Source organism: Corynebacterium sp. HMSC077D03 (assembly GCF_001808545.1).
GTDB lineage: Bacteria > Actinomycetota > Actinomycetes > Mycobacteriales > Mycobacteriaceae > Corynebacterium > Corynebacterium simulans.
In genome coordinates, this window is sequence record NZ_KV793701.1 from 75,182 (window position 1) to 75,512 (window position 331).

Here is a 331-nt window from a genome sequence, read left to right on the forward strand (position 1 = left end):
CTTCTCCGCGCACGCGGAGGTATTTCCCTGGATTGCTACTGGCGCCAAGGCGGCATACCCTCTTCTCCGCGCACGCGGAGGTATTTCCATAGCTACAACCACCACGCACTGCGAGGCCTACTCTTCTCCGCGCACGCGGAGGTATTTCCTGGCATAAGCAGCGGTATTACGACAGCAAATCCTCTTCTCCGCGCACGCGGAGGTATTTCCAGCTAAAGGGTATGCGTGGCGTGTGCAGTACCCTCTTCTCCGCGCACGCGGAGGTATTTCCGAAGACGACGTCGAGGTGGACCGGTTGGTCGACTCTTCTCCGCGCACGCGGAGGTATTTC

At 59.5% G+C, this 331-nt stretch carries 1 CRISPR repeat array.

The annotated features are described in order from the left end of the window. Positions 1 to 330: a CRISPR direct-repeat array (repeat unit 25 nt; unit sequence CTTCTCCGCGCACGCGGAGGTATTT). Position 331: the final 1 nt, after the last annotated feature.